This is a genomic window from Geobacter pickeringii (assembly GCF_000817955.1).
Lineage (GTDB): Bacteria > Desulfobacterota > Desulfuromonadia > Geobacterales > Geobacteraceae > Geobacter > Geobacter pickeringii.
In genome coordinates, this window is sequence record NZ_CP009788.1 from 1,036,523 (window position 1) to 1,063,136 (window position 26,614).

General features: G+C 64.9%; 20 protein-coding genes. 11 read left to right on the top strand and 9 right to left on the bottom strand.

Annotated features, from left to right (window positions below; genetic code table 11):
* Window positions 1-48: 48 nt before the first annotated feature.
* The 7 genes from GPICK_RS04735 to GPICK_RS04765 all read right to left on the bottom strand — a co-directional run bounded on the left by GPICK_RS04735 (window position 49) and on the right by GPICK_RS04765 (window position 11,820).
* Window positions 49-2,820, bottom strand: coding sequence for a molybdopterin-dependent oxidoreductase (locus GPICK_RS04735; RefSeq protein ID WP_039740922.1), 2,772 nt, complete (start codon window positions 2,818-2,820; stop codon window positions 49-51).
* A gap of 102 nt (window positions 2,821-2,922) precedes the next feature.
* A complete protein-coding gene (locus GPICK_RS04740) occupies window positions 2,923-3,546 on the bottom strand; it encodes a PEP-CTERM sorting domain-containing protein (protein ID WP_039740924.1) in 624 nt (207 codons plus the stop codon).
* Between the two features lie 63 nt (window positions 3,547-3,609).
* On the bottom strand, window positions 3,610-7,566 hold the full coding sequence (locus tag GPICK_RS16560) for a fibronectin type III domain-containing protein (RefSeq protein WP_052263285.1): 3,957 nt from the start codon (window positions 7,564-7,566) through the stop codon (window positions 3,610-3,612).
* Between the two features lie 131 nt (window positions 7,567-7,697).
* Complete coding sequence (locus tag GPICK_RS04750) at window positions 7,698-8,309, bottom strand: hypothetical protein (protein WP_039740926.1); 612 nt, start codon at window positions 8,307-8,309, stop codon at window positions 7,698-7,700.
* A 335-nt stretch (window positions 8,310-8,644) separates the two neighbouring features.
* Window positions 8,645-9,283 carry a response regulator gene (locus tag GPICK_RS04755; protein ID WP_039740928.1) on the bottom strand — a complete coding sequence of 213 codons (639 nt, stop codon included), beginning with the start codon at window positions 9,281-9,283 and terminating at the stop codon, window positions 8,645-8,647.
* Window positions 9,252-10,931, bottom strand: a complete 1,680-nt coding sequence (locus GPICK_RS16565) for a PAS domain-containing sensor histidine kinase (protein ID WP_052263286.1) — start codon at window positions 10,929-10,931, stop codon at window positions 9,252-9,254. Before GPICK_RS16565 ends, GPICK_RS04755 begins: the two co-directional genes overlap by 32 nt.
* A gap of 295 nt (window positions 10,932-11,226) precedes the next feature.
* Window positions 11,227-11,820: a tRNA-uridine aminocarboxypropyltransferase gene (locus GPICK_RS04765; RefSeq protein WP_039740930.1), complete on the bottom strand. Its 594-nt coding sequence runs from the start codon at window positions 11,818-11,820 to the stop codon at window positions 11,227-11,229.
* A gap of 582 nt (window positions 11,821-12,402) precedes the next feature.
* On the opposite strand from GPICK_RS04765, the gene GPICK_RS04770 reads away from it, so the two are divergent.
* From GPICK_RS04770 to tatA, 6 genes are all read left to right on the top strand, one after another.
* Complete coding sequence (locus GPICK_RS04770; protein WP_039740931.1) at window positions 12,403-13,506, top strand: hydrogenase small subunit; 1,104 nt, start codon at window positions 12,403-12,405, stop codon at window positions 13,504-13,506.
* A complete protein-coding gene (gene hybA, locus GPICK_RS04775; protein ID WP_039740934.1) occupies window positions 13,490-14,407 on the top strand; it encodes a hydrogenase 2 operon protein HybA in 918 nt (305 codons plus the stop codon). The genes GPICK_RS04770 and hybA overlap by 17 nt, the downstream gene beginning before the upstream one ends.
* Window position 14,408: 1 nt before the next feature.
* The gene (gene hybB / locus GPICK_RS04780) at window positions 14,409-15,734 is read left to right on the top strand and encodes a Ni/Fe-hydrogenase cytochrome b subunit (protein WP_039740935.1); all 1,326 of its coding nucleotides are present in this window, start codon (window positions 14,409-14,411) and stop codon (window positions 15,732-15,734) included.
* Window positions 15,735-15,847: 113 nt separating this feature from the next.
* Window positions 15,848-17,530, top strand: a complete 1,683-nt coding sequence (locus GPICK_RS04785; protein ID WP_039740937.1) for a nickel-dependent hydrogenase large subunit — start codon at window positions 15,848-15,850, stop codon at window positions 17,528-17,530.
* Between the two features lie 70 nt (window positions 17,531-17,600).
* Complete coding sequence (locus GPICK_RS04790) at window positions 17,601-18,098, top strand: HyaD/HybD family hydrogenase maturation endopeptidase (RefSeq protein WP_039740940.1); 498 nt, start codon at window positions 17,601-17,603, stop codon at window positions 18,096-18,098.
* 47 nt (window positions 18,099-18,145) lie between these two features.
* Window positions 18,146-18,319, top strand: coding sequence for a twin-arginine translocase TatA/TatE family subunit (tatA, locus tag GPICK_RS04795; protein WP_039740942.1), 174 nt, complete (start codon window positions 18,146-18,148; stop codon window positions 18,317-18,319).
* Window positions 18,320-18,525: 206 nt separating this feature from the next.
* On the opposite strand, the gene GPICK_RS04800 is transcribed toward tatA, so the two are convergent.
* Entirely contained in the window at window positions 18,526-18,906 is a 381-nt protein-coding gene (locus tag GPICK_RS04800; protein WP_039740945.1) for a response regulator, read from the bottom strand.
* 236 nt (window positions 18,907-19,142) lie between these two features.
* Window positions 19,143-20,480 (bottom strand): MFS transporter, encoded by a 1,338-nt coding sequence (locus GPICK_RS04805; protein WP_039740948.1) that lies wholly within the window; start codon window positions 20,478-20,480, stop codon window positions 19,143-19,145.
* Between the two features lie 198 nt (window positions 20,481-20,678).
* On the opposite strand from GPICK_RS04805, the gene GPICK_RS04810 reads away from it, so the two are divergent.
* The 5 genes from GPICK_RS04810 to GPICK_RS04830 all read left to right on the top strand — a co-directional run bounded on the left by GPICK_RS04810 (window position 20,679) and on the right by GPICK_RS04830 (window position 26,278).
* The gene (locus GPICK_RS04810; RefSeq protein ID WP_039740949.1) at window positions 20,679-21,854 is read left to right on the top strand and encodes an MFS transporter; all 1,176 of its coding nucleotides are present in this window, start codon (window positions 20,679-20,681) and stop codon (window positions 21,852-21,854) included.
* 43 nt (window positions 21,855-21,897) lie between these two features.
* Window positions 21,898-23,064 carry a mercury methylation corrinoid protein HgcA gene (gene hgcA / locus GPICK_RS04815; protein ID WP_250697413.1) on the top strand — a complete coding sequence of 389 codons (1,167 nt, stop codon included), beginning with the start codon at window positions 21,898-21,900 and terminating at the stop codon, window positions 23,062-23,064.
* A gap of 13 nt (window positions 23,065-23,077) precedes the next feature.
* Complete coding sequence (hgcB, locus tag GPICK_RS04820; RefSeq protein ID WP_039740952.1) at window positions 23,078-23,365, top strand: mercury methylation ferredoxin HgcB; 288 nt, start codon at window positions 23,078-23,080, stop codon at window positions 23,363-23,365.
* A 202-nt stretch (window positions 23,366-23,567) separates the two neighbouring features.
* Complete coding sequence (locus tag GPICK_RS04825; protein ID WP_039740955.1) at window positions 23,568-24,032, top strand: (2Fe-2S)-binding protein; 465 nt, start codon at window positions 23,568-23,570, stop codon at window positions 24,030-24,032.
* A complete protein-coding gene (locus GPICK_RS04830) occupies window positions 24,029-26,278 on the top strand; it encodes a xanthine dehydrogenase family protein molybdopterin-binding subunit (protein ID WP_039740957.1) in 2,250 nt (749 codons plus the stop codon). The genes GPICK_RS04825 and GPICK_RS04830 overlap by 4 nt, the downstream gene beginning before the upstream one ends.
* Window positions 26,279-26,614 lie beyond the last annotated feature (336 nt).

Here is a 26,614-nt window from a genome sequence, read left to right on the forward strand (position 1 = left end):
GAAACAGCCCGTTGCACGAACGCGGGACGGGGCGACCTGCTGTCCTCATCACACAGGCGACTTGCGGATCTGCACCCGCGTATCCTTCTGGTTGCCGGTGGGGCCCCAGTAGTTGAGCCGGAACCGCACGTGCCCGTACCCGCCGACCAGCTGGGTCGGCTTGATCCGGATGGTGGACGGGCTCTGCCAGCCGCCGGCAAGGGTATACCGTTCCCAGCCGTGGTACATCATCGCCATGCCGGCGGGGAGTCGCGGAGATATGCAGAGATGCGCCACGAGGCTGCCGTGGCCGTTGTAGATCTCCACCTTGTCGTTGTCCGCAAGGCCGCGGGCCGTTGCCTCCCCGGGGGAGAGGTAGACGATGGGGCGTCCCCTCTGGAGCCGGAGTTGGTACTTGGCGTCCCGCCAGGTGGAGTGGATGCTCCAGCGGCCATGGGGGGTGATCCAGCGCAGCGGATAGAGATCCGCGTTCACCGGCGGTTTGTAGACCGGCAGCTCCTCGTGGAACTCCTTCAGGAACCAGTCGTGGTCGATGTAGAACTGCTGGCGGCCGGTGAGCGTGGGGAGCGGGCGCAGGCGCGCCGTCATCCGCTGGAAGCCGTAGTAGGCCACACCCGGCAGAAGGTCGCTCGTCCACTCCTCGCTGGTCTGGAGGAAGCGGCGCGGCTGGGCCTTCAACTGATCCACGGTCAGTCCGCTGGTCTCGGGCGAGGCGTCCAGGAGGAACTGGCAGGCCGCCTTCTGGTCCGCCACCGACAACACCGAGGTCCCGCCGATGTTCAGTCGGTCGAAATTCTGGAGCAGCGTGCCGAAATTCCGGTTGATCGTGGTGCCGTCGGGGAGAGCGTCGCTGAAGTTCAGACCGGTGGCCTGCAGGGCACCGGCCAGGCTGCGCCAGATCTCCCAGTCGGGCCTGCTCTCGAACTGGGGGGTGAGGACCGGGGTGAAGGGGTGGATATAGGAGTGGAGGTCGGTGGTGCTCAGGTCCCACTTCTCGAACATGCTCGCCGCCGGCAGCACCACGTCCGCATGGAGGGCGGAGGTGTCCATGCGGAAGTTGACGGAGACGATCAGGTCGAGCTTCGGCCAGAGGTTTCGGATAACGTCGCCGTACCCCTTGGCCTGGTTCAGGTAGTTGGCCCCCCAGATGAAGAGGACCTTCGGCGTCCTGCCGGTGGTAAGGGTCCCCTTGGGGTAGAGGGGCATCCAGCCGTTGGTGACGCTATCGTTGAGATAGGAGCCGATCGTCCGTGGCCAGAGGGAGTCCACATCGGAGGTGACGCCGGCATGGACGTAGGTCCAGATGGTGGTGTTCTGGAACCGCTGCTTCGGCCGCCCCAGGGGGTACGACAACCGGAAGAACCCCTGTTCGGCCCAGAGCTTTTCCTGCCCCACGTAGTGGTCGAACCCCCCTCCCGGTTTCCCCACGTTGCCGGTGAGGGCCACGAGGAGGATCTGTGCCCGGTTGATGAGATCGTTGTGGTAGTAGTGATTCGTCCCGGCCCCCTCGATGATCCGGGCCGGCTTCGTGGTGGCGAACTCCCGGGCGAGGCGGGCGATGCGGGGGGCGTCGATGCCGGTGATGCCGGCCACGGCGGTCGGCGAGTAGTCGGCCAGTTTCAGCCGCAAAAGCGAGAATACCGTGGTGACCGGGACTCTGCCGGCGAGGGTCGTGGCCGTGAAGGTCCCTTCCAGGGCAGGGTTGATGGCCCCCAGAGCCAGAGCCCCGTTTACCGGCGCCCCCGCCCCCATGGTGCCGGGGGCGAGCACCGGTCCGTTCGGCTTTGCGGCCAGGTCCCAGACGTAGAACCGGTCCGGGCTTCCGCCTGCCACCATGTCGCTCTCGCGCAGGAACTTGCCGGTATCGGTCCGGACCAGGAACGGCATGTCGGTGAACTGTTTTATGTAGGCCGCATCATAGCGCCCCTCGTTGACGATCACGTTGACCATGCCGAGGCAGAGCGCCCCGTCGGTCCCGGGCTTCACCGGGACATATTCGTCGGCATGGATGGAGGCGGGGTTGTACTCCGGGAAGACCGCCACTATCCTGGCGCCGTTCTGCCGTGCCTCGGTGTAGAAATGGGAATCGGGGATCCGGGTCTCCAGGAGGTTCGCCCCCATCAGCATGATGTACTTGGAGTTGAACCAGTCGGCAGACTCGCACGAGTCGGTCTGCACCCCCCAGGTGAGCGGCTCACCCGGCGGGAGGTCGCAGTACCAGTCGTAGAAGCTGCAGACCACCCCGCCGATCAGGTTTGCCAGCCGGAATCCGCCGGCGAGGGTGATATGGTGCTTGGCCGGGATGGCGGAGTAGAAGGTCACCGTGTCCGGGCCGGCAGTCGTTATTGCGTTGACGACCTTGCCGGCGATGTACTGGAGCGCCGTATTCCACGAGACCCGCTGCCATTTCCCCTCTCCCCGGGCTCCCACCCGGATCAGGGGATATTTCACCCGCTGGGGACCGTAGACGTACTCCTTGTGGTTGGCCCCCTTCTGGCACCCCCGGGGATTGTAGGTGGGAAGGACCCCCGGATTGATGTCGGGATAGTCGGCGGCCTGTTCCTCCTTGAAGAGGATGCCGTTCTTGACGAACCCCTGCCAGGTGCAGGAACCGGTGCAGTTCACCGAGTGCGTACTGCGTCCCCGGTAGTCGAAGCTCCACTCGTTACGGTAGAGCGTCTCCCACCCCCGGTAGGGGTAGGCCCCCGTCGGATCGAGAACCGGTTTCAGCAGGTCGAGGGCGAGGGCATCCGTGGCTGCCAGGGTCCCCGCCGCCACTCCGGTTATCTTCAGAAACTGCCGTCGCGTTAGGTCTTTCATGTCATTCCTCCCCTGGCCCCAAGGCGATGGGAAAGTGATGGGAAGCCTTTCTCCGGCGCCGATGTTCTCAATCCGTGGTGGCGGCAACCGTCCCGGAGAAGGTCATCCCGTTACCTTTTTCCGTATGAGGGCCGCACCCACAACCCCTGCCGCGACGAGAAGGAGGGTCGAGGGTTCGGGGACCGGCTGAAAATTGAGGTTGTCGAAGACGAAGACCGTCGAGTTGCCGCTGTCGAAGGTGAGAAACGCCTGGGAGATCGGTTGCCCCGCGTGGGAGAACGTTCCTTCCACCAGGCCCGTCATGGCCGTGTTCGCGGTCAGAGATGCCGCCGCGGTGAAAAAGTCCCCGAACTGCTGGCCGGGGGGGATCAGCTCCGCAAATACGCCGGGATTCACATTCACCGGCGCGCCGGAAGGATCGACGGCGTCCAGGGCAAACGTAAACCCGAGCCTGGAGACGGGGATGGCAAAGTCCAGCATGAGGGTCCCCACCGTGTCCCCCAGGAGAAAGGGGCTGTTGAGGATCGGCCCGAAGTCGGCGATGGCTGCCGCGCCGAGGCCGAACCCCTCGTAACGGATGGTTACGCCGCCGATGGTGACACCGGAGCCGTCGACCATTGTCGGAGGGATCCCGTCGAAGGTGATGATGGTGGCGGGAGCCTTCTGCGGAAGCGCCAGCAGGGAGGCGAGGAGAAGAAACGCCGCGATTCTGTTTAACCATTTCATGGTATCCCTCTCATTCCCGGCGGGGAAGGGTCGCCCCTTCCCCGCTCATTGGATAGAGATTTCCTATCTGGTCACCACCTGGATGGTGTCGGTGAAGGCCGACACGCCGTCGGCATTGAACGCCTGGACGCGGTACCAGTAGTTAGTCATGGTCTTGAGGGCGGTGTTGGTGAACCGGGGGAAGTTTGCCGCCGTCGTGCCGATCCTCGTGAAGGTTACCCCGTCAAGGCTCCGCTCCACGTAGAACCCCTGTTCATTGGTTGAATTGTCCACCCAGCCGAGGGTCACGGAAGTGGAGGTGATCAGGAGCGCCTTCAGCAGGGTTGGCGCCTCCGGGATCTGGCCGGGGGTGACCGCCATCACCATGTTCGAGAATGCCGAAGGCCCGCCGCCGTTGAACGCGAACAGCCGGTAGTAGTAAGTGGCCTTGGGTGTCACGGTCGTGTCGGTGAAGGCGGTGACGTTCGGCCCCACGGTGAAGGAGGTTATGCCCCCCGCGGGGAACGTGGGATCGGTCGCCCGTTGAAGGGTGAAGCCGGTCTCGTTGGTGGCGTTGTCGGTCCAGGTCAGGCTCACGCGTGGCGGAGTCGGCGCCGGTGGAGTCACGGCGGCTTTCAGGTTGCCCGGTGCCAGCGGCGGCGGGTCCTTGGGGGTCGTGACGGTTGCCGTGTTGGAGGGGGCGGAACTGCCGTTGGCGTTAAAGGCCACCACGCGATAGTAGTAGGTCGAGCTCGGAAGGACCGTCACGTCGCTGTACGTGGTGATGTTCGGCCCCACCGTGAAGGCGGTCCGGTTGGCGGTAAAGGCGGCGTCGGTCGCCCGCTCGATGCGGAAGCCCGTTTCACTGCCGGAATTGTCGGTCCATGAGAGATCGACGCGCCTCGAATTGAACACAACGGCCGTCAGGGCGGTCGGAGCGGGTGGCAGCCCGAGGAGGGTGGCCGCCACCGGCAGGTCGGGCACGGAGGCGCCGGAGGCGTTGTAGGCCGAGATCCGGTAGTTGTAGGTGCGTCCCGGCAGCAGCGCCGTCCAGGCGGCGGAGTAGCAGCCGTTCGGATGCCCGGAAAGGGCCGGATCCAGCGGCAGCGGGGTGCAGACCGGCAGGGTGGTGCCGTCGGTGAAGGTGATGCCGCCGAAGCCGCTCAGATTGAGATAGCCCGGCGGTGGTCCGGCGTTCGGCGAGGTGAAGCGGGCCACTTCCCGGAAGTTCGGCAGGGGGATGGTCCGGTCGAGGGGGACATCCTGCCGCTCGACGATGAAGCCGATCTCGTTGTCCGCCTCATCGTACCAGGTGAGGGCCACGGTGTGATCGGTCACGCCGAGAACCTTCGTGTTCAGCGGCGGCAGCGGCAGGTCGACGGGGGTCTTGGCCGTCACCGCACCGGTCGGGTCGACCAGCGGGCTCGCGCTGGTCCCGAACGCGTTGAACGCCTGTACCTGGTAGACGTACGTCTTGGCCACGTTGAGCGCCTCGTTCAGGAGCTGGGTCTGCGGCGCGGAGACCACGGCGAGCCGGCTCCAGTCCGAGGTGAGGGGGTTCGCCCCGTAGCGGATCCAGACCACGTAGCCGTCAGCACCGGCCACGGGACTCCACTGCACCAGCTGGGCGTTCGGGTCGGTGAGGCCGGTGGCGGGATTGAGGGGAGAGGTGACCGTAACAGTGGCCGGCGCGGCAGGCGCCGCCGTCACCGCCGTGTCCGCCGCCGCCATGACGAACGGAGCACCCTTGCCGGTCAGGAGCCAGGCCGCATAGGCGACCCCACTCCAGTTGTCCTGCAGGGGAGCCCCGCCGAGGTCGGTCATGGTGGCGAAGTTGGTGCCGGTCGTGACCGCGATCTGGTCGCTCAGGAAGGTGGGAGTGAGCGGATAGTTGGGGTCGAGGGGGTTCGGCGGCCCTTCGGGGCGCGGACCCCGATCGGCGGCGGGAAGGGCGGCCATGGCGTTCTTCAGGTAATCCATGAATTCCCGGGAATGGGACTCATATCTGGCTTCGGCCCGGGCGGTAAGCGTTGCGTTCGGGGGGGCGGTGAACGTGTAGGTGATCTCGTCCCAGTTCTGACCGTTGGGGTAGCGGGTGAGGTCCTCGAATGGTTTCAGGGTGCCGGGGGTGTAGCTCCAGAACTTGGCGCCGTTTGCCCGGTAGTCGGCAGAGGTGAACCCCAGGGGGGGGATTCGGTTGTCGAACATGATCCGGTTGTTGAGGACGCTCGGCTGGACCGGCGCGTCGCAGGCCCCATCGCCGTTAGCGTCGTTGCAGGTGGCCTTTTCGTAGATCATGACGGCGTTGCTGGCGCTGTTGATGGAGCGGGTCCGGGCGCGGGCAAGCCCCCTCTTCGTGGCGTCGTTGTAGAGTCGTGCCGAATTTCCGTCATAGTAGCCGGACTGGTAGACCACGCTTCCGCCGGCGTCCTTTACCGCAAGGCTCACCCACATCCGGCGGCCGTCAGGATAGCCTGAAGGGAACTTGTGGCCGGTGTTGTTGGTCACCCTGACCCTGACCCTCCAGATGCCGTTGCCGGTAATATTGGTGCCCGTCAAGGTGGGAGGGGTCGTGACCTGGACGCTCACCGCGTCCCGGAGCGAGATCTCGGTATTGCGCTGGGCCCGGTCCCACATGGTGCTCCGGTCGGAGAGCATGCCGGGGAAGACGCGCGGGTCGTGGCCGGTGGGGGCGCCGACCACCTCCAGGTCGACCTCGGGATAGAGGACCTTCATCATCTGGGGGAGGTCGCGGTTGGCGCCGGCAAATTTGTGGAACGAGGTCCCGCCGCCGATGTTCCGGTCCTTGGCGTAGGGGGACCAGCCGGAGAGGAGGGGGTCGGGGTTGAGCGACACCTGGGCGTTGTCCGCATACTCGTGCTTTGCCACCGGCATGTGGCACCCCTGGCAGCGGGTGTCGGTCATGCCGGGGACCGCTCCCCGGCCGAAGGCGCTGTACTTCCATTCGGTGAAGGTCCGCTGCTCAGGCATGCCGTGGTTCAGAACCGGGATCGTCACTTCGTGGCAGGCGCCGCAGAATTCGGAGGATTTGACGAAATCGCTGATCCGCGTCGAATGCTCCGGCGAGATGGCCCCCCAGATGGCGTCGGGAGTCACCCCCGCCTCGGTCTGGAAGGAGAGGGAGCCGTCGGGGTTGTACTGGATCACGTCCCCATTCGTGTTGGTCGCCGGCATGCCCGGCGGGGGAGGGTGGATCAGCCCGGTGTACCACCATGGATAGACCCCGTAGGTCTGGCCGGTGTAGGCGGTGCCGGTGAGAAGCAGATCGCTGAAGCTGAGTTCCATGTTTCCGCCGTATTTGGCCCCATAGGACATGCCGTCATGGAACTGGAGGGTCGCCTCGCCATAGGGGTTCCCCGCCCCCGGCCCCTGCGGGAAGGGAGAACCGGCGTGGGGCCAGTCGGAGATGCCGGAGAGCATGTTCCACACCGGGTCGGTCTGGTTCAGGTCGGGCCGCTTCATGGTCACCGCGCCGATGGCGCGATGGCAGGTCTCGCACATGACCCCTTCGTCGTCGGTCGAGAGAATGATGCTATGGATGGTGTCGGTTCCGTCGGCCGCCCCGCCGAGCTTCGGGTCGAAGCGGCCCGACAGCCAGCCGTTGGGGGAGTGGCAGCGGTAGCAGAGATTGCCGGCACCGTCGCCGGCGCCGCTATTCTTGACGGTGCTGTTGGCTATGATCTGGTTCGCCCGGAACACCGGGTCCCGCATGGCGCTGGCCATGGTCGTCCCGGCCCAGTTGCCTCCGTGTCCTGCCTGCTGGTCGATGGTCCCTCCGTGGCAGGCCATGCAGGTGACCGGGAACTCGAAGACGTTGTACGGGGCGGGGAAGGTGATGTTGGGGAGTTCCTGCTGCTGCGCTCCCGGATTCGGCACCGACGTGCCGGCTGGCGAGCGCCTGCCGGGGACGTCGGCAGAGGCGATCCCGGTCAGGACCAGGACGGTCAGGAAAACCAGGAACGTCGCGGACACCCGCCCCCAGGCCGTCGTACCTCCCACGGAATTGCTCTGGTTATTCATGGTCGTTCCCCCTTTGCGTTCTTCACCTGCTCTGGACATCGATCCTCGTCGACCTGTTGGACAAAAGCAGATCTGTGCCACGGGTCGCCAGTGGTTACGTATCCCTCCCTGAGGCACATATCGTGCGGTTCTCACGGCTCCGTCCCTTTTTTCTGCACGGTCGCCTGCCGGGGGTGGAGGGTGAGGGTGAGTTTTCCCTCGAATCGCTCGTTGCCGGTAAAAACCCCCTCTCCCGACACCCACCGGCTGGGGGGAGTCAATCGCGGCGCCGTCATCCTGGCATCGAGCTCACCCTGGGCGGTCGCCGGGTTGAAGGAGAGATCGGCAGTGAGGTCTCCCCTGATGACCGCCGGGACGTGGCGGGTCTTCACCGACGGCGAGCCGGCAAGGGTCCAGCTCCCCTGGAGATACCAGCGCCCCCCCTTCTGGTCCGGGGTGTCCCGGTGTGGAGAGATGGCAGTCAGTATGAGCCGGAACTTCCCCTGCGGAACGGGGACATCCTCCCCCACGGCGACGGCGTCAGCCTCCACCGTATAGCCGCTGTTCAGGGTCCCCTCGCCGGTCTCGCTGCTCTGGCCGCTCCGCACCACTTTGGCGTTGGTCAGCTGCCAGCTCACCTCCTGAGGAGCAGCCTGCCGCATCGGGGGCGCCGGTGGTTCAGTGGCGCCGACAACTGCGGCGATACAAGCCAGCAGGGGAAGGAAAAATCCGGTCACGCGCACCGTCTGGCGGTAGGGGATCATCCTTGTTCTCCTTTCTCGCCTCATCTCCTCCGGGGCTCAGCAAAACCAGAGAGCGGTATCGGGTCATGCCGATGACCGACCCGCTTCGTTCATCATCGCGCCTCTGCGCAATGGAGAACTCTTCGCCTCGCGGTTCACGGCGGGGACGACTCCTCCGAACGGCAGTTGTATTTTGTTAGAAAACTTTTACCAGATGAACGGCCTCGGGCATGATGGGCTCTGTCTGAAAATGATTTAAGAAAATGGCGGAGGGACTATCGGGGTTTGTCCTACGGGGGGGATTGAACCGGCGACTAACGGGGCAATGCCCCCATCAGTCGATGGCGGGGGGGGCGTCAGGCAAGACGATGCTCCAGTGCATAACGGGTAAGTTCGGCGTTGTTCCGCATGTTCATCTTCCTGAGAATATGGGAGCGGTGGGTACTGATGGTCTTCACGCTCAGGCAGAGTTCATCCGCGATCTTGCCGACCGTCTTGCCCGCCGCGATGAAGCAGAGCACCTGGAACTCCCGGTTGGAGAGGAGGGTGTGAAGGGGCTTGTTCGATGGGGATTCCAGGGAGGTGACGAGACATTCCGCCACGGTGGGGCTGATGTATTTCTTGCCGAGGCTCAGGCGATCCAGGGCTTTCATGAGCTCGCGGGACGGACTCCCCTTGGTCACGTAGCCTGCGGCACCGAGACGGAAGGCACGAAGTGCATACTGCTCCTCGGGGTGCATGCTGAGCACCAGGACCGGGAGGGTCGGCTTCAGGGCCTTTACCTCTGCCAGCACCTCCAGGCCGCTGCGGCCAGGCATCGAGATGTCGAGCAGCAGCAGGTCGTAATCTTGAGCCTTGATCCTCTCCAGCACGTCCTGGGCGGTATCGGCCTCATCAACCGTTGCGGGATTGAGGGTCTTGGCCAGGACCTGTTTCAGCCCTTCCCGAAAGATAGCATGATCGTCAGCTATGAGGATTCTTCTGAGCAGTCCCATTGTGTACCTCCCCCATCTTCAGCGGGATCCGTGCCAGCACGACGGTACCCCGGCCGGGACCGCCGCAGATTCTCACCTTTCCACCAAGAGCGGCGGCCCGCTCCCGCATGCCGATCAGGCCGAATGAGATGGTCGAGTTCAGCTGGTTTCGGGCGATCCCCTTGCCGTTGTCCCGTACCGCAAGCACCATCCTGTTTCGTCTCCGGGTGAGACGTGCCTTCACCATGGTAGCCCCGGCGTGGCGCAGGACGTTGGTCAGGGACTCCTGGAATATCCGGAAAAGCGCGATGGACATCTCCTGGCCCGGATCGGAGATGTCCGGGGCCACGGTCATCTCGCAGCGGATTCCGCTCTTCTTTTCGACCTCTCGCGCCTGCCACTCCAGTGCATCCGCAAGCCCCAGCTCGTCGAGCATGAGGGGGCGCAACGCGGCACAGAGCCGCTGGACGGTCTTGACGGTGTCGCTGATCAGCAGGGACATCTCCTGGGTCTGACGGTGGAGATATGTCTGGTTCGGCCGCAGTTCCCGCTCGATGAGCGCCACCGAAAGCTGCAGTGTCGCCAGGGTCTGCCCGAGTTCATCATGTATTTCCCGGGTAATGGCGGCCCGTTCCTCTTCCCTGACCCTCTGGAGGTGATTGGAGAGATTACGAAGTTGTTCCCGCGACGTGAACAGCTCCACTTCGAAGCGTTTTCTCTCGGTAATATCCTCCTTGACCGCAACGAAATTGGTAATGACCCCTTTCGCATTCACCACCGGCGCAATGGATGCAGACTCCCAATAGATCTCACCATTCTTCTTCCGGTTGACAAACTCGCCGCGCCATTCCCGACCCGACAGAATCGTCCCCCAGAGCTGCCGATATTCCTCGGCGGTTGTGTAGCCGGTTTTCAGGATGTTCGGATTTTTGCCGACAGCCTCTTCCAGGGAATAGCCGGTCAACTCCGAGAACTTGGGGTTCACGTACTCAATGGTGCCGGCCTTGTCGGCGATGACTATGCAGCTCGGGCTCTGCTCCACGGCACGGGATAGCGTGCGGACCTTCTCCTCCGTCCGCCGCCGCTCAGTGACATCGTGGAGAACCTCAAGCATGGCGAGGGTGCCGTTCTCCCCTGCGACCGGCGAGGCGGAGATTTCGAAGTAACGACCGCTCCTGAGCGACTGCCACTCCACCTTCTGCGGTTTGCCGGAAATGAAGACGTGATGGCGGCACCAGGGGCAGAGCTCCGTACTGCCGGAGAAATACTCGTAGCACTTGCGTCCGGCAACCGGTCCGAACTCCCGTTCAAGGGCGCTGTTGATGTATTCGATCTCGTAGCGCTGGTTAACAATATAGACGCCGTCCTCCATGGCGTCGAGGATTCCTCTGAGCTTGTTCCGTTCGAGTTTCAGGGCCTCCGCGGTCCGGTTGCGCTCGGTGGTCTGCATGACCAGCGGGCGAAAAATCAGATGGATGAACACAGGGATCAGCAGGAGGAGCAGGAAGAGCGAATCGATGATGGTCGTGAGCCAGAGAGGGAGAGGCGGCAGGTGCGCCAGAATGACCATTACCAGGGCTTCGGCGGAGGATATCCCAAGAGCAATGACGACGACCAGCCGAAAGGGAAAGCCGTAGAGCCTTTTGAGTCCCTTTGGGGGATTCCCCATTAATCCTCCCTACCACCCCGTTGCTGAAACATTCGCTCCTGGGGACGATCATGAAGGCTGGTCGGGGGAGATGCAGGCGTGACCGGTCGTTTCAGAGGTACCCGGCCTTCAGAAAGAGCATCTTTTGTTCTCCTGATGGAGATGTCTGCGGGTGCGTTGATGGCTGCTAATGGTGTGCAACTAACCTTATCACGTTCCGGGCCAAGTTCAAGCAGTGCCCTGGCGGCGTAATCCTGCTTCTGTCCGGTCGGTGCGGGTCAGGCGTCGGGGGATTTTCCTGAGGATGGGGGCCTTGCTATTGCCCCCGCGCCAGAAGGGTCCGATGGACCATGAGGTCGAAGAGCTCCTCCAGGTCCGACTGGACGGCGGCCGATTCGATGATGCCGAGGGCCCGGGCGATGGCCTCGAAGGTGGCCACCCCTTCGGGATGGCATTCGCGGCGGATCCCCCAGCGGGTCGGAGGGCCGGCGGGGAGCCGGACCATTTCGGCGTGCTCGAGCCCGGGGAGCCTTCTTCCCATGCGGGACGCCTGGCGCCAGGTGCCGTCGGGCACCACCAGGGTCACCGGTCGGCGGTCCGCCGCCAGGAGCGCGCCGTCCAGCACGGGGACGTCGTCGCCGGGGTAGAGGAGAAGGGTCCGGCGGTGGGGGGTGTCGAGGTCGCGAAAGTCGAGGGGGCGTTCCCGATGGCCGTGGATGCGCAGTTCGCTGTTGGGAAGCGCCGTCAGGGCCAGGGGGCCGGTGGCGGTGGTCTTGATCCATTCGCGGTGGTGCATCACGAGGACGAGACGGGTCCCGAGGTCGTGGCGGGGGATGGAGGAACAGAGGCAGAGGGGGAGGTGCAGGCGGCATCGCCGGCAGCGTTCGGTTCGTTTTGATCGGGTACCCATGGTTCATCACGCTCACTGGTTGTTGGTAGGGTGAGGGTACCATTCGACACGGATTCAGGGGAAGAGGAATCTGAAAGACGAGGGCGGTGAAGACGGAAGAAGCGGACGACCGCTTTTTAATCTTTATTAATGGGATGAGTCGCTCGGTCGTTTCCTCGCCAGTCTCGACCTGATTTTGCGATGATAGCTGGTTTTATAAGCAATTTTTGGCGACCATGCCCACGCCCTCCTTCGTGATAGCCACGTTTTTAATCTTGCAGGAAAAATCTTTTTGGGGTAATCAAGGGACAAAATGACCCGCCGCCCGGGACATAATGATACAGTGTGGGACAAAATGATACATGGTGCGGGTCGAAAGAGTGGTCGGAATGTGTGTCTTCGGCCCGCTCACTGTTCGTGATATCGCTCTGTTACGGTGCTGTTGGCCGGCCCTGGCGAAAAAAACCGGGTTGGCACATATGTTGATGTATACGTGGAGATGTTTTGCGAATGATTTGTAATTATTAATCAAAGCGTGCGCCGGTAGTTACTGCCAGGGCAGATGCCGGTCAGAACGCGCAAAATCACATGTTAGGGGGTTGTATGGGAAAAGAGGCTTTTCTTCGTGACGGCGTTTCACGAAGGGATTTCATCAAGACGTGCGTCGCTGCCACGGCCGTTATGGGGTTGCCGTACAGCATGCACACCAAGGTCGCCGAGGCGGCCCAGAGGGCAAACAAGCCGCCGGTGATCTGGCTCCACTTCCAGGAGTGCACCGGCTGTTCCGAGTCGCTGCTCCGCGCCGGCCACCCCGATGTCGCCTCGCTGATCCTCGACATGATCTCCCTGGACTACCATGAGACCCTCATGATCGGTTCGGGGCACCAGGCGGAGCAGTCGCTCCACGATTCCATGAAGGCCAACCACGGCAAGTACATCCTGGTGGTGGAAGGGGCAATCCCGACCAAGGACAAGGGGATCTACTGCAAGGTGGGCGGAACCACCGCCATCGACTCCCTCACCCGGGCCGCCGAGGGTGCCGCCGCCATCATCACCATCGGCACCTGCGCCGCCTACGGCGGAATCCAGTCGTCGCCGCCGAACCCGACCGGCGCCGTGGGGGTCCGCGACATCATCAAGAACAAGCCGATCGTCAACATCCCGGGCTGTCCGCCGAACCCGTACAACTTCCTCTCCACGGTCCTCTACTTCCTGACCTTCAACAAGCTCCCCGAGCTCGATTCCCTCGGCCGTCCGAAGTTCGCCTACGGCCGCAAGATCCACGAGCACTGCGAGCGCCGCCCCCACTTCGACGCGGGGCGCTTCGCCACCGCCTACGGCGACAAGACCCACGCCGAGGGGTACTGCCTCTACAAGCTCGGCTGCAAGGGGCCGGCGACCTTCGCCAACTGTTCCGTGCAGCGCTTCAACGACGCCGGCGTCTGGCCGGTCTCCGTGGGGCACCCCTGCATCGGCTGCACCGAGCCGGAGATCCTCTTCCGCAAGCCCATCGCCGAGAAGCTCCAGATCCACCTGCCGACGCCCCCCGATACCTACGCGCCGGCCGACCTGGGACAGAAGGGCCCCGGCGTGAGCCCGCTCGCAACGGGTGTCGTCGGCATCGCCGGCGGCGTGGCCCTGGGCGCTGGCGCCATGCTGGCGAAAAAGCTGCCCAGCGGGGAGGAAGGTCATGAAAAGCACGACTAGACGCGACTTTCTCAAGATGATGGGGCTCACCGGCGCCGCCTGCCTGGCGAGCGCCGCTCCCCTCTGCGCCTCCACCGGACCCGCTGCCGACAGCGAAACCGCCATCGCCATGCTCTACGACGCCACCAAGTGCGTCGGCTGCAAGGCGTGCATGGCGGCCTGCAAGCGGGTGAACATGGACCAGAACAACCTCTCCTACGAGCGGCTCCCCTCCGACAAGGACCAGCTCTGGGATGCCCCCAAGGACCTGTCGGGGAGCACCCGGACGGTCATCAAGCTCTACAAGGAGAGCGACACCCGCTTCTCCTACGTGAAGCACTCCTGCATGCACTGCACGAAGCCGGGGTGCGTCTCCGCCTGCCCGGTGAAGGCGATGACCAAGGACCCGGTGACCGGCGTGGTGGCCTACGACAAGAACCGCTGCATCGGCTGCCGCTACTGCCAGGTGGCCTGCCCCTACAACATCCCCCGCTTCCAGTGGGACAAGGCGATCCCCCAGATCGTCAAGTGCGACTTCTGCAAGGAGACGAACCTGAAGAGCAAAGGGGTCCCCGCCTGCGGCGAGACCTGTCCCGCCGGCGCCATCACCTTCGGCAAGCGGAAGGAGCTGCTGGCCGAAGCCCACGACCGGATCAAGGCGAGCCCCGACCGGTATCTCCCCAAGGTCTACGGCGAGAAGGAAGTGGGTGGGGCCAACCACCTCTACCTGGCCGCCTTCCCCTTCAAGAAGCTGGGATTGCCGGAGCTGAAGGAGGAGTCCCCCGCGGCCCTCTCGGAGCATATCCAGCACACCATCTACAAGGGGTTTGCCGCGCCGGTGGCCCTCTACGGCGCCCTCTGCGTGGTCGCCATGAAGAACAAGAAGGCCCAGGAAAAACTCGGACACGGGGAGGACGACTAAGATGGGATCTCATCACGACGAATATCAGGTCCAGCCTGGTAAGATCTTCACCAAACCGTTCTTCATCCTGCTCGCCCTGGTGGTGTTCGGCTTCGGCCTCATCGCCTACCGGTTCTTCGCCGGCGTCGGCGCCGTGACGGGGCTCTCCGACGGCTATCCGTGGGGGATCTGGATCGCCTACGACGTCGCTACCGGCACGGCGTTTGCCTGCGGCGGCTACGCCCTGGCGCTCCTCATCTACATCATGAACCGGTGGAAGTACCACCCGCTGATCCGCTCGGCGCTCCTCACCAGCGTCTTCGGTTACTGCCTCGCCGGCTTCTCGGTCATGGTGGACCTCGGCCGCTACTGGAACGCCTACAGCTTCTTCCTTCCGACCCGGTGGCAGCCGAACTCCATCATGTTCGAGGTGGCGCTCTGCGTCATGACCTACTCCATGGTTCTCATCATCGAGTTCCTCCCGGCGGTCCTCTACACCCTGGAGCACAGCAAGTGGAGATGGGTGCGGGAGTCGGCCCACTGGCTCTACCCGCGGCTTCTCCCCGACCGCGAGGCGCTCCACTCCGGGCTCACGGTGGTGAGCAAGGTGGCGGGGCACATGCAGGTGCGGCTCGACAAGGTGCTGATCTTCTTCATCGTCCTCGGCATTACGCTGCCGTCCATGCACCAGTCGTCCCTCGGCTCCATGATGATCGTGGCGGGAGAGAAGCTGAACCCCCTCTGGCAGACCGGTTTCCTGCCGCTGCTCTTCCTCATCAACTGCATCTTCATCGGCTACGCCACGGTGATGTTCGAGTCCATCGTCTCCTCCTACGGCTTCAAGCGGGCCTATGAGGTACACGAGATCGCCGGCATCGCCAAGATCGTCCCGATGGTTGCCGGACTCTGGATGGCGGTCCGCTTCGGCGACCTCATCTGGCGCCACCAGATTCCGGCCATCTTCGCCTTCGACAAGAACTCCTGCTTCTTCCTCCTGGAGGTCCTCCTCATCGGCGGCGGCGCCTTCATGCTGCTGTCGAAGAAGAACCGCCTCTCCCCGCGGATGCTCTTCATCAGCGGCGCGATCCTGATGCTCGGCGGCGGGCTCTTCCGCTTCAACGTCTACCTCATCGGGTTCAACCCGGGGGCGGGGTGGAGCTACTTCCCCTCCTTCGCCGAGTTCATGATCACCGTCGGGATCATCGCTCTGGAAATCCTCGGCTACCTGGTGCTGGTCAAGATCTTCCCGGTCATGCCGAATCCGAAGAAGCACTTTGCGGAGGCTGAGGAAGAGGAAGAAAGTCTGGTCGGCGATACCGTGCCGGTCAAGGTGTACGCGGGAAAGTAGGGGCGCCGCTTGCTGCGCCCGTCCATGACCTATCCTGCAGGGGCGCCGCAAGCGGCAAGTGTGCCGCACGCAGCGCCCCTGCATAGAATCAAAAATATTTTCGGAGGAAATACATGTCTAAACGCATCACCATCGACCCCATCACCCGGATCGAGGGTCACCTGAGAATCGACGTGGAAGTGAACGGCGGACAGGTTTCGAAAGCCTGGTCGTCGGCCCAGATGTGGCGCGGCATCGAGACCATCCTGAAGGGGCGCGACCCCCAGGACGCCTGGTCCTACGTCCAGCGCTTCTGCGGCGTCTGCACCACGGTCCACGCCATCTCCTCCATCCGCGCCGTTGAGCACGCCCTGAACGTGGAGGTGCCGCTCAACGCCCAGTACATCCGCAACATCATGATCGCCCAGCACTCGGTGCAGGATCACATCGTCCACTTCTACCACCTCTCGGCCCTGGACTGGGTCGACATCGTCTCGGCGCTGAAGGCCGATCCGAAGAAGGCCGCGGCAATCGCCCAGAGCCTCTCCGACTGGCCGGGGAACAGCGAGAAGGAGTTCAAGGCGGTCCAGGACAAGCTGAAGGCCTTCGTCGAGGGTGGACAGCTCGGCATCTTCGCCTCCGGCTACTGGGGTCACCCGGCCATGAAGCTGCCCCCCGAGGTGAACCTCATCGCCGTGGCCCACTACCTGAAGGCCCTCGACTACCAGCGCAAGGCGGCCCAGGCCGTGGCGGTCCTCGGCGGCAAGAACCCCCACATCCAGAACCTGGTGGTGGGTGGCGTCGCCACCGCCATCAACATGGAGAACCTCGCCACCCTCAACATGGAGCGGATCGCCTACCTGCGCCAGCTCATGACCGAGACCCGCGACTTCGTCCAGAAGGTCTACTACCCGGACCTCATCGCCATCGCCTCCTTCTACAAGGACTGGTTCAAGTACGGCGCCGGCGTCACCAACTACCTGGCGGTCCCCGAGTTCGCCGAAGACACCAAGAACACCAAGTTCGCCCTGGCGGGGGGGATGATCTACAACGGCGACCTCGCCACCTTCAAGCCGATCACCACCCACCAGGACCAGGCGCTCATCCAGGGGATCACCGAAGGGGTGGCCCACGCCTGGTACGAAGGGGCCCAGTCCCTCCATCCGTGGGAAGGGGAGACCAAGCCCGAGTACACCGACTTCCAGGAGAACGGCAAGTACTCGTGGTGCAAGTCGCCGCGCTTCAACGGCAAGGCGATGCAGGTCGGGCCGCCGGCCCAGGTCATGGCCGCCTACGCCACCGGCAACCCGAAGGTCAAGAAACTGGTGGACGACGCTGCCGCCAAGCTCGGCATCGGCCTGAAGGATATCCACTCCACCATGGGGCGGCTCTTCGCCCGCGGCGTCCGGGCCCACGTCATGGCCGACCTCTCCCTCGACTACCTCGACAAGCTGGTGGCCAACATCGGCAAGGGTGACACCACCTACGCCAACCCCACCGAGATCCCGAGCGGCGAGTACAAGGGGGTCGGCTTCCACGAGGCGCCCCGCGGGACCCTCTCCCACTGGATCGTCATCGAAGGGAAGAAGATCAAGAACTACCAGGCGGTGGTCCCCTCCACCTGGAACGCCTCTCCCCGCGACGAGCACGGCCAGCCCGGCCCTTACGAGGCATGCCTCGTGGGGAACCCGGTGGCCCAGCCCGAGAAGCCGCTGGAAGTGTTGCGGACCATCCACTCCTTCGACCCCTGCATCGCCTGCGCGGTCCACACGGTCGACCCGGAGGGGAAAGAGATCACCAAGGTCAAGGTGCTGTAGGCAATTGGTACGTAGGGGCAATTCAAACGTAGGGGCAATTCATGAATTGCCCCTACACCTGAGGATTTATATGAGAACCCTTATTTTCGGCGCCGGCAACCTGATCCTCTCGGACGAGGGGTTCGGCGTCCACGTGGTCAAGTATCTTGAAGACAACTACACCTTCCCCGAGGAGGTGGAGCTTTTCGACGGCGGCACCCTCGGCATCATGGTCACCCACAAGATCGAGGAGGCCGAGCGGGTCTACATCGTCGACACCCTCGACACCGCCGGCGAGCCGGGGGATGTCTTCCGCTACGAGAAGGAAGACATCATGCTGAACCGCCTGCCGGTGAAGCTCTCGCCTCACCAGATCGGCATCCAGGAGATGCTCTACATCAGCGAGATGCGGGGCGGGTGTCCCGATGCCATCAGCCTCCTGGGGGTCATTCCCAAATCCTTCGATCCGGGGAACGAGCTCTCCCCATCCCTGAACGAAAAGCTGCCGCAGGTGGCGCGCCTCCTGGTGGAGGAACTGCGGGGGATGGGGTACGAGATCGGCGAGAAGCAATCGAGCGCCCTCAACTGACGGAGCGCGAAACCGCCGGGGCACCCCGGCACGAGGAGTGAAACACTATGTTCGGATTCGGCATGCCTGAACTCATCATCGTCCTGGTCCTCGCCCTGGTCGTGGTCGGCCCGGCGAAGATCCCCCAGCTCGGCCAGTCCCTCGGCAGCGCCATCAGGGGCTTCAAAAAGGGGATGCACGAAGAGGACGTCAAGGTGATCAACAAGGTCAACGAGGCCTGATCGCCGGCGCCGGGCGCTGTCACCCCGCAGGGGGGGCGTCCGGGTGAAACCGTGAAAACGAAAAAAGGAGCCAGTCGGCTCCTTTTTTCGTTTCTGCAGAGAGGATTCATTCCGCATCCTGATTAGCGCTAATCTTCCGCTGGACCCTTCTCCCTGAGGGAGAAGGTGGCCGAAGGCCGGATGAGGGGGCGAATAGCCTAGATTCGTCAGCCGGCAGGGCCGACGGTGCTCCGGATCACCTCCAAGATCGCCTCGCGGGTGAACGGCTTGGAGAGGAAGTCGCAGGCGCCGCCGGTCCGGGCGGCAGCGGCGGCCTCGCCGTTGGCGTAGGCGGTCATCAGCACCACCGGCAGCGCCGGCCGCAGCTCCCGGACCCGCTTCAGGATGCTGATGCCGTCGGTGTCGGGAAGCATCATGTCCTGCAGCAGGAGCCCCGCATCCCCCGGAGAGCCCCCCTCGATCCGCCGCAGCAGGCTCGCGCCGCAGGCGAAGGTCTCCACCGCAAGCCCCGCCGCTTCCAGCATCTTCTTCAGATACCGCCGCATCCCTTCCTCGTCGTCACAGATCAGGACGATCTTCGCGTTCATGGAGTGTTCTCCCTGCACCGTGTGTCATTGCGGACCGCTGGCGGGACAAAAAGTCACAGGGGCGGAGGTTTCCCTTCCCCTTCGGAGGGGGCTCCACCGCCGCAACGCCTCGATAGAGCACTATTTCCGGGATTTGCCGTCCGTCGACCCCTTCGTTTCGCCTCCCAGAGCGGAACAAGTATCATGCCAGTATACGGCAACGGTTCCGTTTCGTCGGGCGGCGCGCCAGCAGGGGGTTACTTCTCCGGGGGAGGGGTCGGCTCCGATGCGCTCTGGATGCCGGTGGCCACTTCGGGAATGATTCCCATCTGCCGGTAGAGGGGGCGGACCATCTCCCGGAGCCTCGGAAGCTGCCGGGAAAAGTGGAGTCCCGCGGCGAGGCACGCCACCGCCCCCACGAGGAGGGTGTCGCGGGCGCCGAGCCAGCTGGCCACCGAGCCGGCCATGAGGCTGCCGAACGGCGTCATCCCCATGAACGACATGGTGAAGAGGCTCATTACGCGACCTCGCTTGTCATCCTCCACGATGGTCTGGAGGATCGTGTTGCTGGAGGCCACCAGGGCCATGGCGCCGAAGCCCGACAGGCAGAGGCAGGCGAGGGAGAGGGGGAGCTCGCGGGAGAGGGCGAATCCGGCCACGCCGACGCCAAAGATGCTGGCGGCTGCGGCAATGACCCGGCCGAGGCCGACGACGCTCCGACGGGAGGCGAGGTAGAGGGTGCTGCCGAGGGAACCGACCCCGGCCGCCGCCATCAGGAAGCCGAAGGTGTGGGCGCCTCCTTTGAGGATCTCCTTGGCGAAGACCGGGAGCAGGACCGTGTACGGCATCCCCATCAGGCTGACGACCGCGAGCAGGGAGAGGATGGAGCGGATCGGGGGGAAACCGAAGGCGTAGGTGAATCCCTCGCGGAGTTCGTGCAGGATATGCTTGCGGGCGCCATGGCGCCGTGCCGGGGTGATCCTCATCGCCGTTATGGCGGCGATCACCGCCAGGTAGCTCGCGGCGTTCAGGATGAAGCAGACCCCTTCCCCCACGGTGGCGACCAGCACCCCTGCAATGGATGGCCCCACCAGACGGGCGCCGTTGACCATGGAGGAGTTGAGGGCGATGGCGTTGCTGAGGTCTTCCTTCCGCCCCACCAGCTCCACCACGAAGGACTGGCGGATCGGGATGTCGAAGGCGTTGACGCAGCCGAGCACCACACTGAGGGCGATGATCTGCCATACCTGCACCACCCCCGTCAGGACGGCGGCGGCCAGCAGCGCCGCCTGGAGCATGGCGAGGGACTGGGTGGCGATGAGGAGCCGGCGCCGGTTCCAGCGGTCGGCCAGCACCCCGGCCACGGGGGCGAGGAGGAAGGTCGGGATCTGGCTGGCGAAGCCGACTACCCCCAGAAGGAGCGCCGATCCGGTCAACCGGTAGACGAGCCAGCTCATGGCGACCTGCTGCATCCATGTTCCGACCAGCGAGACGCTCTGGCCGGCGAAAAAGAGGCGGTAGTTGCGCGACTGAAGCGCGCGCAGGGTGAGGCGCAGGCGCTCTCCGGTATTTTCGTGGCTTCCGCGTGCGAGCATCCGGGGTGGTTCTCCTTGGCGCCTTTGATCGGGGTGAGTCCATTCATGCTACCAGCATGCCGCGCGGTTGTCACGGGCCGTTGGCCGCAGGGGAGGGGACACGGAAAAAAATGAGGCGCTCCCTTCGGACAAAATGGTATCATTTCGTCGATCCCCCCGCCATACCGGGGGAGGTCGATTTTCTGCGGAAGGAATCCGATGATCAACGCCGAGCAACGCCCGATGTTCCGCTTTCTGGCGGTCATGACCGCCGCCTCCATGGTGGGGCTCCAGGGGTACACCATCCTCTTCAACAACTTCGCCGTGGAGACGGTCCATCTCGAAGGGCGCCACGTGGGGATCATCCAGTCGGTCCGGGAGGTGCCGGGGTTCCTCGCGCTCCTGGCGGTCTACGTCATGATGGTGGTGAAGGAGCACCGGCTCTCGGCCTTCTCCATCGCGCTGCTGGGGTTCGGGGTCGCCCTCACCGGCATCTTCCCCAGCTTTGCCGGGGTCGCCCTCACCACCCTCGTCATGAGCTTCGGGTTCCACTACTACGAGACCACCAACCAGTCCCTGACCCTGCAGTACTTCTCGACCCACCTCTCCCCCCTTGTCATGGGGAAGCTCCGCAGCCTCGCCGCCATCTCCAGCATCGCCGCGGCGGGCCTCATCTGGCTCCTCGCCTGGTTCCTCGACTACCGGGGGATCTTTATTGTCATCGGCGCCATCGTCCTGCTCTTCGGGCTCTGGGGACTCTTCCAGGACCCGACCCACGAGAGCGTCCCGCCGCAGCGGCTGCGGATGGTCGTCCGGCGGCAGTACTGGCTCTATTACCTCCTCACCTTCCTCTCCGGGGCGCGGCGGCAGATCTTCATGGTCTTCTCCATGTTCCTCCTGGTGAAGATCTTCCACTTCTCCATGCAGGAGATGACGATCCTCTTCCTCATCAACAACGGCATCAACTGGTTCCTGAACCCCCTCATCGGCCGGGCCATCAACTTCTTCGGCGAGCGCGCCCTCTGCAGCCTCGAATACCTGGGGGTGATCCTCGTCTTCATCACCTACGCCTACGCCACCTCCAAGGGGATGGTGGCGGGGATGTACATCCTCGATTCCATCCTCTTCAACTTCGCCGTGGCGATCCGGACCTACTTCCAGAAGATCGCCGACCCCCAGGACATCGCCCCGAGCAGCGCCGTCGGCTTCACCATCAACCACATCGCCGCGGTCTTCCTCCCCGCCCTCGGCGGCTACCTCTGGATGATCGACTACCGGATTCCGTTCCTGGCCGGCGCCGTCCTCGGCGGGGTATCGCTCCTCTTTGCCCAGTGCATCCGCCTCCCGGCGGACGAGCGGTCGCTTCCCGTGGCGGGGGCCGCGGAGGCGGAGTAACGGTGGTGCCCGTCATCAGTGGTGCGGAAAATTCGATAAGCTAATGGTAACGGTCAAGGAGAAAATCATGGAACGCCAGACGTGTGGAGATGAGAGCCGGGAAAAGGCCGAAGGGACCGGTGCTTCCGGCTGCGGCGGCGGAGCCGCCGGCGACGCGCCACCCTGCTGAGGCCCGAAAACCCTCGCGGTCGGCGGGGAGATCAATGAGAACGTCCCCGGCTTCGTGCAGTGGCTCGCGACCCCTGCCGGCCGGGTGCCCCAGGTTTCGTCGGAGCTGGGGTTCGCGGACCGCCTCGGCGCCTGGAAGGCCCGCTGGGGGATCGGCCGGATGTCGTACCTGGTGCCGCCCGGGCTGTACGCCATAGGAGATCCCGGCGCGGACGATCCGGTGGTGGTGACCGCCAACTACAAGATGAGCTACGACCTCGTCCGGCGGGCCCTTGCCGGCCGCCGCGTCTGGCTCCTCGTCCTGGAGACCCACGGGATCAACGTCTGGTGCGCGGCGGGGAAGGGGACCTTCGGCACCGTGGAGCTGGTGCAGCGGATCTGGCAGACCGGACTCCACCAGGTGGTGCAGCATCGGCTCCTCCTCCTGCCGATCCTCGGGGCGCCGGGGGTGGCGGCCCACGTCATAAAGCAGGGGACGGGGTTCGGGGTCCGGTACGCGACGATCCGTGCCACGGACCTCCCGGAGTTTCTCGATAACGGCATGGTCACCACGCCGGCCATGCGGGAGCTGACCTTCACCCTCCGGGAGCGGCTCGTGCTGGTGCCGGTGGAGCTGGTGAGCTCCCTGCCGGCGACGCTGGCGATCGTGGCGGTCCTCGTGGCGGCCGGGTTGCTCGCCGGCTCCCCGCTGGCGCCGGCAGCGGCCTACCTCGGGGGGGTCGCGGCGGGGGCTGCCGTGACGCCGTTGCTCCTCCCCTGGCTCCCGACCCGGAGCTTTGCGGTGAAGGGGGTGGCGGCGGGGATGGCGTGGAGCCTCCTCTGGTACCTCCTCGCCGGCGGCAGCGGCTGGGACCGGACGACGGCGGTGGCGGCCTTTCTCTGCCTCCCGGCGGTGAGTTCGTTCTACGCCCTGAACTTCACCGGGAGCACCCCCTTCACCTCCCGTTCCGGGGTGAAGAAGGAGATGCGGCGTTCCCTGCCGGCCATGGGGCTCGCCGTCCTGGCCGGCATCATCGTCTGGCTGGCGGGGCGGTTCGTCTGAGAGGAGAGAAGGGATGAGAGGCTTTTCGCATCTGAAAAACGTGGCGACGCTGGAACTGGACCGTGCTGCCTGCATCGGCTGCGGCCGCTGCCCGGAGGTCTGCCCCCACGGGGTGTTCTGGCTGGACGGAGGGAAGGCCGCGCTGGCGGACCGGGACCTCTGCATGGAGTGCGGCGCCTGCGCCCGGAACTGCCCCGTGGCGGCCATCAGGGTGGATGCCGGCGTCGGCTGCGCCTCCGGGATGATCACCGAATGGCTCCGGGAGCGGAACATCCGCTGGTCCGGCGCCGACGGCTGCTGACGGAACAGCCCCCCCCGAAATCGTCTTCCGGTTCATGGCCGCCGTGCACCGGAAGAAATCTGCGATACAATTGCCGGAAAAACGGCCGGCTCTCCACTGCATTATTTCCTCCTCCAATCCTCCCTGATCTCTGCGATTTCCCCCCCCTCCCCGTGAAGCGTGCCGGCCCTTCCGCCATCCCCGAAAACGGAAAGGAGACGCCATGAAACGGATTTCATTCACCGTGAACGGAGTTCAGCACCGGTACGGCGGCGATCCGGAAATGCCGCTGCTCTGGTATCTGCGCGACCTGCTGCAGCTGACCGGGACGAAGTACGGCTGCGGCGCCGGGGTCTGCGGCGCCTGCACGGTGCACCTGGACGGTGTGGCGACGCGCAGCTGCATCACGAAGATGGGGAGCATGGCCGGCAAACGGGTGGTCACCATCGAAGGGTTGAGCCCCCACGGCGATCATCCGGTGCAGAAGGCGTGGCAGGCGTGCGACGTTCCCCAGTGCGGCTACTGCCAGGGGGGGCAGATCATGCAGGCGGCGTCGCTGCTGCGACAGAAGCCGCATCCGACGGAGCGCGACATCGAGGAGGCGATGCAGGGGAACATCTGCCGCTGCGGGACCTACCAGCGGATCCGCCAGGCCATCGTCCTGGCGGCGAAGGGAGGGAAGCCATGAGCGGCGTGGTAGTCGTCACCCGGCGTGAATTCCTGGGGACCCTGGTCTCGGCCGGCGCCTTCGTCCTCTCTGCCCGGCTTTTCCCCGGCGGGCCAGCCGACGCTGCCGCCGCGGGGGGCGCCCTCTGGCACCCTGGCGTCTATCTCGGGATCGAGCCCGGCGGCACCGTCATCATCATCACCCACCGGTCGGAGATGGGGACCGGAATCCGGACCGCGCTGCCGATGGTGGCGGCCGACGAGTTGGATGCCGACTGGCAGCGGGTGAGGGTCGAGCAGGCGCTCGGCGATCCGCGCTACGGGGACCAGAATACGGACGGCTCCAAGTCGATCCGCGACTTCTATGACGCCTTCCGCACCGTGGGGGCCACGGGGCGGCTGATGCTGGAGCGGGCCGCCGCGGCCCGGTGGGGGGTGCCCGCCGCGCAATGCCGGGGCGAGCGGCACGAGGTCGTCCACGCCGCCAGTGGCCGGCGCCTCGGCTACGGCGAGCTGGTGGCCGACGCTTCCCGGCAGGCGGTGCCGGCCGCGGGAGAACTGCGGTTCAAGACGCCGGCCGAGTTCCGCTATATCGGGAAGGGGGTGCCGATCGTGGATATGGTGGATATCTGCACCGGCAAGGCCATCTTCGGCTACGACGCCCGGATTCCGGGGATGGTTCATGCGGCCATCGAGCGGTCGCCGGTCCTGGGGGGGAGGCTCGCGTCGTTCGACGACAGGCAGGCCCGGCGGGTGGCCGGGGTGCGGGGGACGGCGGTGATCGACGCGGCCCGCCCCCCCTACGGCTTTCAGGCGCTGGGGGGAGTGGCGGTGATTGCCGACAGCTCGTGGGCTGCCCTTCAGGGGCGCCGGAAGCTGAAGGCGACGTGGGAGCCGGGTCCCAACGCCGGCTATGACTCGGAAGCCTTCCGGAAATCGCTGCAGGAGGCGGCGCGCAAGCCGCAGAAGGTCGTGCGGAACATCGGCGACGTGGATGCCGCTTTCGCCCGGGCTGCCCGGCTGCACGAGGCGGAGTACTATCTTCCGCACCTGGCCCACGCCTCCATGGAGCCGCCGGCGGCGGTGGCCGACTACCGCAGCGGCGCGGTCACGGTCTGGACCGCCACCCAGAATCCCCAGGCGGTCCAGGATACGGTGGCAAAGGCGCTCGGCATCGGCAAGAAGGACGTGATCTGCCACGTGACGCTCCTTGGCGGGGCCTTCGGCCGCAAATCGAAGCCCGATTACGTGGCCGAGGCGGCGATCCTCTCGAAGAAGCTCGGGAAGCCGGTGAAGGTGGCCTGGAGCCGCGAGGACGACATCCGCTTCGATTACTACCACTCGGTGGCGGCCATGTATTTCAAGGCGGCCACCGACGCCGCGGGGATCCCGACCGCCTGGCTCCAGCGCTGCGTCTTCCCCCCCATCGGCTCCACCTTCGATGCCGCCCAGCGTTACGGCGGCGACGGCGAGCTGGCCCAGGGATGGATCGACGTCCCCTTCGCCATCCCGAACCTCCGGGCCGAGAACGGGCCGGCACAGAGCCACGTCCGGATCGGCTGGCTCCGCTCCGTGGCCAACATCTACCACTGCTTCGGGGTCCAGTCGTTCTTCGACGAGCTGGCCGCCGCCGCAGGGCGGGACCGGGTCGACTACTTCCTGCAGCTGCTCGGCCCGCAGCGGCGGATCGACTTCGGGTCTGAGGGGACGAAAAACGTCAACTACGGCAAGCCCCTGGACCGCTACCCGTGGGACACGGGACGCCTGCGGCGGGTGGTGGAGCTGGTGGCGGAGCGCTCGGGGTGGGGAAAGAAGAAGCCGGCTCCGGGGCATGGCTTCGGCTTTGCCGCCCACCGCAGCTTCCTTACCTCCGTCGCGGTGGTGGTGGAGCTGGAGGTGGACGACAAGGGAGGAATCCGGATCCCCCGGGTCGATGTGGCCCTGGATGCGGGGCGGGTGGTGCATCCCGAGCGGGTGCGGGCCCAGTTCGAGGGGGCCGCGGTCTTTGCCGCGAGCATCGCCCTCATGGGGGAGATCACCGCCGCCAACGGCGCGGTCCGGCAGAGCAACTACCACGACTACCCCGTGGCGCGCATGGGTGATGCTCCCGTCGAAACCCACGTCCACCTGGTGGCGAGCGACGATCTGCCGACCGGGGTGGGGGAGCCGGGGGTGCCGCCGGTGGTTCCCGCCATCTGCAACGCGTTTTTCGCGGCCACCGGGACGCGGGTCCGGCGGCTGCCGCTCAGGGGAGCCGGACGCGTCTGACGGTAAAAAATTGGCGCACCAGCCTGCACGAGGGGGGACCGAACGGTTCCCCTTTTTTTATCGCCCGCGTTCCCCGATTCACCCGGGCAGCCTCTGGAGCCGATCTCCTGTCGCACCGACACCCTGCTTTTTTGCGGGACTTCTTTCCCGGGAGATTCCCCGGCACCCCTGGGGGACACGGCGAAACGAACCGATTCCCGGTGATTTCCTCTGTGTCTTCGTGGCTCTGTGGCGGAAATGTGGTTTTTGATAATTAAAGTCATGCTTGTCGGAATTGTCCTCTGTTTTGTGCGGTAATATGTGCGGGGTATTTGTGGGTTTTATCTTGACTCGTAT